Raw genomic sequence first — 10,253 nt, forward strand, 5'->3', positions numbered from 1 at the left:
GGCGGGGGCCGGGGCGGGTGGGGGTCTCGCGGTGTCCTGGGGCGACCGGCCGGAGCTGGCGCCGGCGTGCCGGCTGTCCATGGGCATAGCCATGCTGGCGATGCTCCTGACGCTCTGACCTGAAACGTGGCGTGGGTCACATGCCTCGCAAGTCCGTACCCCTGACAAGGGGGACCCTCATAGTCTGGTGACCATGACGGTCTCCTTGGCGCTGCTGCTGCTCGGTGTGCTGGCCGCTGTCGTGGCACCGCGGCTGATGTCACGCGCCGAGTGGCCCGAGCTGGAGCCCGTGGTGGCCCTGTGGGTGTGGCAGTGCGTGGTGGCCGCCGTACTCCTGAGTTTCGCGCTGTCCATGATCTTCAGCGCCGCCGCTGCCTGGGGTGCGGTCCGGGGGCATGTCTTCGCCCCGGCGCCGCAGGGCGTGATGGAGGCGTACGCACTGGGGGCGCACCGGCCGTGGTCGGCCGTGATCGCCGTGGTTCTGGCGAGCGGCGGGCTGTGGACGGCGGCGATGCTCAGCCGTGAGATCCACCGGGCACGCAGGCGGCGCAGGCAGGGCCGTAAGGACCTGCTGGTCCGCTCCCCCGTCCTGCCGGGCGAGGAGCCGGGCGGCGCGCCGCTGGTCGTGCTGGAGGCGGAGCGCCCCGACGCCTGGTGGCTGCCGGGCACCGCGCCGCAGCTCGTGATCACGACGGCCGCGCTGCGCCGCTTGAAGGGCCGTCAGCTCGACGCCGTACTCGCCCATGAGCAGGGTCACGCGCGCGCCAGGCACGACTGGCTGCGGCACTGCTCGGGGGCGCTGGCGAACGGCTTCCCGCAGGTTCCGGTGTTCGCCGCGTTCCGCGACGAGATGCACCGGCTCGTCGAGTTGGCCGCCGACGACGTGGCGTCGCGGCGCTTCGGCCGGCGGACGATCGCGCTGGCCCTGGTCGAACTGAACGAGGACCGCGGTGTCTTCGGCCCCGGCACCACCCCGGACGCGCAGGTCCCGCAGCGGGTGAACCGGCTGCTGTCGTCCGTCCCCCGGCTCACGGCGGGCCGCAGGCTGCGCCTGACGGCGGCGGCGGCGCTCGTACCGGTCATTCCGCTGATCATCGCCTTCGGTCCTGGACTGCGCGCACTCGGATAGCCCAAGCCCCGGAGCGCATGGGCGTTCGAATGTCCGGGCGCGTCGGCTGCTCGGCGGGCGTCCTGGCGTCCCGCCCGATCGCCACGTACGCGCGTCCGGCCTTGTCCGGGAAGCGCGGATCGGTTAAGGATCAGGCGCATGACGTTCAAGGCTGTGCTCTTCGATTTCTCCGGAACTCTCTTCCGCATCGAATCAGCGGGATCCTGGCTACAAGCAGTGCTCGACGAGGCGGGCATCAGCGTGCCGCCCGACGAGGTACGGCGGAGGGCGATGGGGCTCGCCGTCGCGGGCGCGCTGCCCGGCGGTCCCACCCCGCAGCAGGTGCCGCCGGAACTGGCCGAGGCCTGGGCCACCCGCGACGAGAGCGCCGCGATGCACCGCGCCGCTTACACCGGTCTCGCCCGGCAGGTGCCGCTGCCCTCCCCCGAGTTGTACGACGCGCTCTACGACCGCCACAAGACGCCCGACGCCTGGCGCCCGTACGCCGACACCGCCGAGGTGCTCGGCTCGCTGCGGCGCGGCGGAATCGGCATCGCCGTGGTGAGCAACATCGGCTGGGACCTGCGGCCGGTCTTCCGTGCCTACGGCCTCGACGCCCTGGTGGACGCGTATGTGCTGTCGTACGAGCACGGCGTCCAGAAACCGGACGTACGGCTCTTCCGCGCCGCCTGCGAGGAACTGGGCCAGGATCCGCACGACGTGCTGATGGTGGGCGACGACCGCACGGCCGACGGCGGCGCAGCCGACCTCGGCTGCTCGGTGCACTTCGTGCGGCACCTGCCGGTGGAGGAGCGGCCCGCCGGGCTGCGCCCCGTACTCGCCCTGGCCGGCCAGGGCCTGCCCGCCTGAGAATCCGAGCCCCACGCGATCGGCGGGGCACGGTGTCCTACGTAGGACACCGTGCCCCGCCGGCGTCGCACCCGGGCACTCGCGTACCCCCGTACCCCCGGGCAGGACAGACGCCGGCCTTGGACGATCCCCCGCGTCGCCCAAAGCCGACCGTACCCCTGCTGACCAGGCCCGGAAGACCTCGTCACGGAGCACGCCGAGTATACTGGCTGAGAGCCAGTCAACGCCAGGAGTCAAGCATGTCCCCCCGAAGCCCGTCGGTCAACGAAGAACTTCGCAGGCGTTCCCGGGAGCGGCTTCTGCAGGCGACGGTGGAGCTGGTGGCCGAGCGCGGGTACGCGGCCACGACGCTGGCGGACATCGCCGACCGGGCGGGATCGGCCCGCGGGCTCGTCTCGTACTACTTCCCGGGGAAGCGCCAGCTCCTCCAGTCGGCCGTGCACCGGCTGATGCACATGAGGCTGGAGGAGGGCCTGCTGCGTGAGCCGCGCACGGAGGACGGGCGACAACTGCTGGCGCGGGCGATCGACGCCATCCTCGGACTCGCCGTGACCGATCCGGTGGTCATGCGCACGCACATGGCGGGCGTGCTCCAGGCCGAGGGGTTCGTGCAGTGCCCGGAGCAGCAGAAGCTCGGCACGATGCTGCGCGAGACGATCGCGAGCTACGGATCAACGGATGTCGAGGCCGACTACCCGCTGCTGCGCGCCCTGATGATGGGCGCGGTCTTCGGCATCCTGATGCCGGGGGCGCCGATGCCGATGCCCCGGCTGCGGGCCGAGTTGTTCAGGCGCTACGGCCTGGACTGGGAGTTCGGTGTTCCGCCGGGCGGCGAGCCGCCCGGCGGAACAGATCAGGACAGCATGCTTCAGTGAGAGAAGTCCCTGAAGTAGTCGGGCTGCGTCTGGACGTTGAGCTCGTCCATGCGCACCCGCTTCGCCGGGTCGGTCCTGCGGTCGTCGAGCTTCAGCACGTCGAAGCCCTTGGCGATGTCGTTCGAGTAGATGTAGCCGTTGTAGTAGTACGCCGACCAGGAACCGCCGGTCGTCATCTTGTCGGTCGAGATCGGACCGCGCTCGAAGTACGCGATCTCCTTCGGCTTGGTGGAGTTGGTGAAGTCCCACACCGAGATGCCGCCCTGGTACCAGGCCTGGACCATGATGTCGCGGCCCTTGACCGGGATCAGCGAACCGTTGTGCGCGACACAGTTCTCGGTCGACGCCTGGTAGCGCGGGATCTTGTAGTAGGCGCGGAAGACCAGCTTGCGGTGGTCGCCCTTGCCGACGATGTCGTAGATGCCGTCCGCACCGCGGTTGGGGCCGATCTCCGCGTTGCAGGTGGCCGCGCCGCCGCCGCCGAGCTCGTCGGTGAAGACGACCTTGTCGGCGTCCTGGTTGAACGTCGCCGAGTGCCAGAACGCGAAGTTGACGTTGTCCTGGACCCGGGAGATCACCTTGGGGCGCTCCGGGTTCTTGATGTCGAACAGGATGCCGTCACCCATGCAGGCACCGGCGGCCAGGTCCTTGGAGGGCAGCACGGTGATGTCGTGGCAGCCGGTGGTCGCCGAGACGCCCGGGTTGGTGGGCGAGCCCGGGTTGCCGCCGTCCGGGAAGAGCACCGGGAAGTTCACCAGTGCGGCCTTCTGCGGAGCCTTGCGCGGCACCTTGATGATGGAGATTCCGTCGTGCGGCGGCTGGCAGTCGGGGAAGGTCGCGCTCGGCGAGTACGACGAGACGTAGATGTAGACGTCCTTGCGCTCCGGGACCAGCGTGTGCGTGTGCGAGCCGCATGAGGTCTCCACCGCGGCCACGTACTTCGGGTTGCGCTTGTCGCTGATGTCGAAGATCTTCATGCCCTCCCAGGAGGACTTCTCCGTCGCGGGCTGCGAGGCGCTGTTGCAGGAGTTGTCGCTGCGCGAGGAGTCGGTCGACAGGAAGAGCAGGTCACCGGAGACGGTGATGTCGTTCTGCGAACCGGGACACAGCACCTGGGCGACGGTCTTGGGGGCCTTCGGGTTGCTCAGGTCGAAGATCCGGAAGCCGCTGTAGTTGCCTGCGAAGGCGTACTTGCCCTGGAACGTCAGGTCCGAGTTGAGGTCGGTGAGCGCGTCCTTGGGGACGTTGGCCAGGTGCGTGATGTTGGAGCTGTGGACGATTTCGTCCACGCCCGGTATCTCACCCTGCTTGACGGCGGCAGCGGCGTCGGCGGCCTGGGCGGCGGATATCTCCTGCCGCGCGGGGGCGTCACCGGGATCGGGGGTGGCGACGGCGGGTCCGGCTGCCAGCAGCGTGGCGAAGAGCCCGGCGGCGGCCGCGACCACTGCCAGGCGTCTGCGCCGCACGCGGATGGGGTGCAACGAGGTCACTGCGTCCTCCCTTGATGTCCGTCCGGGGATCGGACAGTTCACGGATCACGGCAGTATGGTCCTCATCATGTACATCCCAACAGATGGCAACAGAGACGTAATGAAAGTTTTCCCCAGGTCACCAGTGGAAGCGTGTTAAGACAGTCCTCAATCCACCATGTTCCGCAGGAGGTCGCTGTGTTGATCCGCCGCAGGAGTCCGCGTGCCCGGAGGTCCCTCGTCGCGACGGCGGCCCTGGCCGGCGTACTCGCCCTGGGAGCCTGCGACTCGGCGGGCGGGAGTACGGCGAAGACGGCCAAGACGGCGGCCGGCGGGGTGTCGAGCGTGGTGGCACCGGGCAAGCCGGGCGAACCGGCGAAGACGCTCTCCGCCGAGGAGGCCCTGAAGGCGGCCCCCGACAACACCCCCAACTCGGCTGATTTCACCTATGCGCAGATGATGATCGTGCACCACGGTCAGGCGCTGGAGATGACCCGGCTGGTCCCGGACCGGGCCGGTTCGAAGCCCGTGAAGCTGCTCGCCGAGCGCATCGCGGCCGCACAGGGGCCCGAGATCGGGGCAATGGAAGGGTGGCTGAAAAGCAATGGCGGAGCAAAGGAACAGCAAGGCCACAATCACGCCCTGATGCCGGGCATGGCGACGGCCGGCCAGCTCGCCCAACTGCGGGCGGCGAAGGGGAAAGCGTTCGACGAACTCTTTCTGAAGCTGATGATCACGCACCATCAGGGCGCGATCACGATGGCCACGGAGGCGCTCTCGGAGGGCAACAACGGCCTGATCGAGGAGATGGCGAACGACGTCATCGCGCAGCAGACCAGCGAGATGAGCCGGATGCGCGCGATGTAGGGCTGAGCCGGCGGGGCAGGTCGGCGGGGCGGATCAGCGGCGGTGGTGGCGGGGGGTCAGGTGGCCCTCGTCCCGGGCCGCCGCGATCAGTCTGAGTGACTTGCGGCGGCTGAGTCCGGTGGCGGCCATCACCGCGAGTACGGGGTCCCGCCCTTCCCGCTGGGCGGCGCGGTAGACCTCGGCGGCGCCGCGCCGGCCCTCCGCGCCCCTGGGGGTGGCCTGGCGGGCGCGGCGCCTGCCGGAGGGCGCGGGCTCCGTACCCGTACCCGGGGCCTCGGCGCCGCTGCCGCTGCCGTCGCCGTCGCCGTCGTCGATCCGGACACCGGCGTCTCCCCCGGTCTCCGCCTGCTCGGTGACCGCATCCCCCACGGGCTCGGCCTGCGCGACCTGAACCGGCTGAGCGACCTGATCGACCGGCGCGACCCGGTCAGCCACGTCGTCGTCCACCAGCAGCACCGGCCGCCCGGTGACCACCTGGCACGCGTCCTGGAGCGGCGCTCTGATCACCCCGGCCAGCGCGGCGAAGCCGTCGAGCGCCAGCGGCGGATCGGCCTGCGCGTCCTCGATGGCGATCCGGCCGTCGCTGACCACCGCGAGTACGTCGAGCCTGGCTCCGTCGGCGAAGGTCAGCCGGACGTCGAGCCACGGCGGCCGGATCTCGCACCGCTCCGCACCGTCAAGACCGTCCCCCGGGCCGGTGACGGTGCCGTACCCCTGCACCTCCCACATGGGCCACGCCTGGGCGGCGGGCTCATCGGGATTCTGAGCGGAGATCAGTTTATGTTCCGACACATTCACAACTTAATAAGGCAAATCTGCCCCTACGGCCGGGGCGCGCGCGCCGGGGCCGCACGGCACCCTGTCGGCGCATTCAGCGATCGTCGAGCCGCGCAGCCTGCGCGGTCGCCGCGCCCAGGATGCCGTCGAGCAGACCGGGGAACAGGGCGTTCAGGTCGTCCACGCGCAGCCCGTTCATCTTGGCCGTCCCCCGGTAGATCTGCCGGATCACCCCGCTCTCCCGCAGCACCCGGTAGTGGTGGGTGGTGGTCGACTTCGTCACAGGGAGATCGGTGTACGAGCAGCTCACCTCCTGCCCGGCGAGCGCGAGATCGCGCACGACGCGCAGCCTCAGCGGATCGGCGAGCGCGTGCAGGACGTCCTCCAGCCGGATCTCGTCCCGCAGCGGGTGCGCCAACTGGCGGGGAGGCGGGTCGGGGATCACTGCGGCCACTGCGGCTCCACTTCATCGAGGAGTCTCCATTGTACGAGGGTTATCGTAGTTTGACATCCGCCGTACTACGACGCGTACCGTACGACTCAGAGTCCGGCACCCCGCACGGGAGGCGCCGGACCTACCGTCCCGTTCTGAATTGGAGTCCGCCGTGAGCGCACTGTTCGAGCCGTACACCCTGCGGTCGCTGACCATTCCCAACCGGGTCTGGATGGCGTCGATGTGCCAGTACTCCGCTGACGCGACAGGGCCGGACGCCGGTGCCCCGACGGACTGGCACTTCGCGCATCTCGCCGCTCGCGCCACCGGCGGTACGGGTCTGATCCTCACCGAGGCGACAGCCGTCAGCCCCGAGGGCCGGATCAGCCCCTACGACCTCGGCATCTGGAACGACACCCAGGTCGAGGCCTTCCGGCGCATCACCGGCTTCCTCGCCACGCAGGGCACGGTCTCGGGCATCCAGCTCGCTCACGCGGGACGCAAGGCCAGCACCGACCGGCCGTGGAACGGCGGCGGCCCGGTCGGCCCCGAGAACGACGGCTGGGAGGTCGTGGGCCCGAGCCCGGTGCCGTTCGCCGAGGGGCACCTGGTGCCCGCCGAGCTGTCGGTGGACGGGATCAAGGAGATCGTCGAGCAGTTCGCCGCCGCCGCGCGGCGCGCGCTGGACGCCGGTTTCCAGGTCGCCGAGATCCATGGCGCCCACGGCTACCTGGTGGGCCAGTTCCTCTCGCCGCACAGCAACCACCGTGACGACGAGTACGGCGGCTCGTACGAGAACCGTGTGCGGTTCGCCCTTGAGGTCGTCGACGCCGTGCGCGCCGTCTGGCCCGACGACCTGCCCGTCTTCTTCCGGATCTCCGCCACCGACTGGCTCGACGAGGGCGGCTGGACCGCCGACGAGACCGTGCGCCTCGCCGATGAGCTGCTGGCGCACGGCGTCGACCTGCTCGACGTGTCCTCCGGCGGGAACGCGGCCGGGGTACGCATCCCCCTGCGCCCCGGCTACCAGGTTCCCTTCGCCGCCCGCGTCAAGGCCGAGACGGCGCTGCCCGTCGCCGCCGTCGGCCTGATCACCGAGCCCGACCAGGCGGAGAAGATCCTCGCGAACGGCGAGGCCGACGCCGTCCTGCTCGCCCGTGAGCTGCTGCGTAACCCGTCCTGGGCCCGGCAGGCCGCCGCCCGGCTCGGCGGCACCGTGCACACCCCGCCGCAGTACCTGCGCGCCGTCTGAGCGCCCTGAACGGGCGCACCGCCCGGTGACCGGATCGCACTCCGGTCACCGGATCACGTCGTCACGTTGTTGCCCTCGTCACACCTCGTCAGCGGGCCCGGGCCGCCGTCAGCGTATGGCTCCCGGCCCCGAGGCCGGTGACCGTGAGGTGGTCCCCGTCCCTGGTGACGCCGGGCACCGTCGCCCGGTGGCCGTCCCACAGCGTCCGGTGGCCCGCCCGTACCGTCACCCGCCCGTCGCTCGCCGGCAGCGGAACCGCCACCGTCCCGCTCGTGCCGCGCGGGGCCCGCACCGTCAGGCTGAAGGTGCCGCCCTGGTTGGTCCATCGGACGTCCAGCGGCCCGTGCGGCGTGGGAAGCCGGCCCTGCGCCCAGGCGACAGGACCAGGGTGCGGGCGTACCTCCCAGCTCGCATAGCCCGGCGCGGTCGGCCGCGCGCCGAGCAACTGGTGGGTCAGGGCGGGCAGTACGCCGGTGGACCAGCCGTGCGCCATGCTCGTGTAGGCGTCCTCGTACAGCGAACCGTTCGGGCCGATCCCCTCCCAGTTGGTGATGCCCGGGTCGTGGCTGTCCATCCAGCCGTAGGTCCGCCGGATCTGGTCCAGCGCCGAGTCGGCGCGGCCGGTCTCGAAGCGGGCCACGATCTCCGGGTACGAGGTGAAGGCGTAGACCCGCTGCGACGCCCCGCCGAAGATGGTGTCGTTGTCCATGAACGCGTTGCCGTACCGCAGCCGGGTCGTCGCGTCGAGGTGGGCGAGGGCGGAAGCGGCGCGTTCGCTGTCGGCGACGCCCGCCGTGATGGCGATGGCGTTGCCGTCCTGCGCGTGCCGTACGGGTCCGGTGCCGGAGTCCAGATACGCGCCGGCCGCCGCATCCCACAGATGGGTGTTGACCGCCTTGGCGACGTCGTCGGCGCGCGCGGACCAGCGGTCCGCGTCCGCGCCGTGGCCCAGGAACCGGGCGATCGCGGCGGCGTCGCGCAGCGCCTGCACATAGTTGGCGTTGTAGTACGTGATCCGGCCGGTGCGGTCGAGGAACGCGTAGTCGCCGTATCCGCCGGTGTCGGCCAGGCCCTTGCTCAGCAGTCCCGCGTCGTCGGTGACGCTCGGGTACCAGGTGTCGAGCACCTTCAGCAACTGCGGGTAGTAGCCGGTCGCGTAGGCCCGGTCGCCGGTGTAGAGCACGTAGTCCCAACTGCACGTCACCCACCAGAGCGGGTAGTCGAACAGCGGGAGTGTGTAGTTGTTGATGGAGGCCGGGGGTATCCATCCGTCGGCGCGCTGGTGCTCGGCGAGATCCGCGAGCACGTTACGGGCGGCTTCCGCCGCGTCGTCATGGGTGAGGTAGAGGGTGCGGGCGGACACCGCGAGGTCGCCCACGTACGGGTCGCGGTCCCGTTTGGCGCCGTCCTGGAGCACCAGTTGGCCCTCCAGCGTCGCACTCCACGCGTCGCGCGGGTCGACGTCGTCCTGCCGGAAGGTGTCGGTGACCAGCTCGTTGGTGTAGGCGGCGCCGTACCAGTAGCGGTTCAGGTCGTCGTCGGAGCAGAGGAACCAGCCACGGAAGGTGTCCGGGGTGCCGAGGTAGGCGGTGAATTCGAGGGAGACCGCGTCGATCGAGACGGTGCCCCAGGGCTGGGCCGCCGGCGCGTCCGACGCCAGGGCGTCCAGGGTGATCTTCACGTAGCGGAAGCCGTGCAGGCCGTCGGCGTACACCTGGTCCCCGGCCTGGAAGCCCTTCACGTCCTTCCAGTCGGCGCCGCCCGCGGGTACGGCGAACTGGTCGGTGCCCCTGCTCGTACCGTCGCTCTGGTCGTTACGGGTGAAGTCGGAGCGGTCGGTGAGGAATTGCCGTGTCTCCGAGAACGCGAGCCGCACGCCCGGCCGGTTGTCCGACGCCGAGGTGAAGCGGACACGCGGAAAACCCACAACGACCTTGCCGAAGTCCACCGTCACGCTCGGGGCCTCGACGGGCTCCACCGGCTGCGGCCAGACCTCGTTGACCCGGGTGAAGGTGCCGGCGGGGGTCTCCTGGTCGGCGGTCACGGTGATCCGGACCTTGTCGGTGGAGACGGGCGTGTCGAAGGGGACGGCGCGCTGGACCGCGCTGTTGCCGGTGACACTCGCCGCGCTTCGCCACGCGCCGTCCTGCCAGGTGTCGACGGTGAAGTCGACAGGTACGCCGTCGCTGTTGGAGATCAGTGTGAGCCCCGGCAGGGTGGCGGCGGCGGGCAGGGTGATGGTGAGGGTGTCGGGGTACGCGGCGAGTGTGTCGTCGTTCCAGAAGGTGTCCGGGTCCCCGTCGACGGCGTTCGACGCGACGTACGTACGCGGCTTGCCGTCGTTGCCGTTGTTGCCGGCGTGTGCGGACGACGCCTCGGCGGTCGTGCCCTCCGGCCAGCGCGGCGCTGCCGTGGACTGGGGGCGGCGCAGGACGGTGACGGGGCCGCCCGGTTGGAGCAGCGCGTCGGGGCGCGTCACGTCGCCCGTGCTGCCGGTGGTTCTGACCGGGCGTACGGTACGGCTCGCCGGCGCCTGTACGTAGCGGTGCCAGGCGTCGGCGCCCGGTGACCCGCCGGGGCCCGGCGCGGCGTCGGCCGCGGC

At 70.8% G+C, this 10,253-nt stretch carries 9 protein-coding genes and 1 pseudogene; 6 read left to right on the forward strand and 4 right to left on the reverse strand.

Translation table 11 applies throughout. From position 1 onward, the window contains the following. The 4 genes and pseudogenes from QR77_RS48165 to QR77_RS02895 form a co-directional block, all read left to right on the forward strand. Positions 1-118 (forward strand): annotated as a pseudogene (locus tag QR77_RS48165) (DUF5134 domain-containing protein); the annotation flags it as partial. A gap of 75 nt (positions 119-193) precedes the next feature. Beyond that, positions 194-1,129 carry a M56 family metallopeptidase gene (locus tag QR77_RS02885; protein ID WP_040027187.1) on the forward strand — a complete coding sequence of 312 codons (936 nt, stop codon included), beginning with the start codon at positions 194-196 and terminating at the stop codon, positions 1,127-1,129. A gap of 138 nt (positions 1,130-1,267) precedes the next feature. After that, positions 1,268-1,978 (forward strand): HAD-IA family hydrolase, encoded by a 711-nt coding sequence (locus QR77_RS02890; protein ID WP_040019506.1) that lies wholly within the window; start codon positions 1,268-1,270, stop codon positions 1,976-1,978. 239 nt (positions 1,979-2,217) lie between these two features. After that, on the forward strand, positions 2,218-2,853 hold the full coding sequence (locus QR77_RS02895) for a TetR/AcrR family transcriptional regulator (protein ID WP_040019507.1): 636 nt from the start codon (positions 2,218-2,220) through the stop codon (positions 2,851-2,853). Here QR77_RS02895 and QR77_RS02900 read toward each other — a convergent pair. Continuing rightward, the gene (locus tag QR77_RS02900; protein WP_040019509.1) at positions 2,847-4,343 is read right to left on the reverse strand and encodes a hypothetical protein; all 1,497 of its coding nucleotides are present in this window, start codon (positions 4,341-4,343) and stop codon (positions 2,847-2,849) included. The two genes, QR77_RS02895 and QR77_RS02900, sit on opposite strands and share 7 nt — an antisense overlap. A gap of 177 nt (positions 4,344-4,520) precedes the next feature. On the opposite strand from QR77_RS02900, the gene QR77_RS02905 reads away from it, so the two are divergent. Continuing rightward, positions 4,521-5,189, forward strand: a complete 669-nt coding sequence (locus tag QR77_RS02905) for a DUF305 domain-containing protein (protein WP_040019510.1) — start codon at positions 4,521-4,523, stop codon at positions 5,187-5,189. 33 nt (positions 5,190-5,222) lie between these two features. Here the strand turns inward: QR77_RS02905 and QR77_RS02910 are convergent, their stop codons facing one another. After that, the gene (locus QR77_RS02910) at positions 5,223-5,918 is read right to left on the reverse strand and encodes a DUF6214 family protein (protein ID WP_052488490.1); all 696 of its coding nucleotides are present in this window, start codon (positions 5,916-5,918) and stop codon (positions 5,223-5,225) included. Positions 5,919-6,060: 142 nt separating this feature from the next. After that, complete coding sequence (locus tag QR77_RS02915) at positions 6,061-6,411, reverse strand: helix-turn-helix transcriptional regulator (protein ID WP_040027189.1); 351 nt, start codon at positions 6,409-6,411, stop codon at positions 6,061-6,063. A 160-nt stretch (positions 6,412-6,571) separates the two neighbouring features. On the opposite strand from QR77_RS02915, the gene QR77_RS02920 reads away from it, so the two are divergent. After that, entirely contained in the window at positions 6,572-7,651 is a 1,080-nt protein-coding gene (locus QR77_RS02920) for an NADH:flavin oxidoreductase/NADH oxidase (protein ID WP_040027190.1), read from the forward strand. A gap of 88 nt (positions 7,652-7,739) precedes the next feature. Here the strand turns inward: QR77_RS02920 and QR77_RS02925 are convergent. Then, positions 7,740-10,253: alpha-L-rhamnosidase C-terminal domain-containing protein (locus QR77_RS02925; RefSeq protein WP_078877740.1), on the reverse strand; the 2,514-nt coding region annotated here is incomplete at its 5' end.

The sequence above is a fragment of the Streptomyces sp. 150FB genome, from assembly GCF_000818195.1.
In the GTDB taxonomy this organism is placed as follows: Bacteria; Actinomycetota; Actinomycetes; order Streptomycetales; family Streptomycetaceae; genus Streptomyces.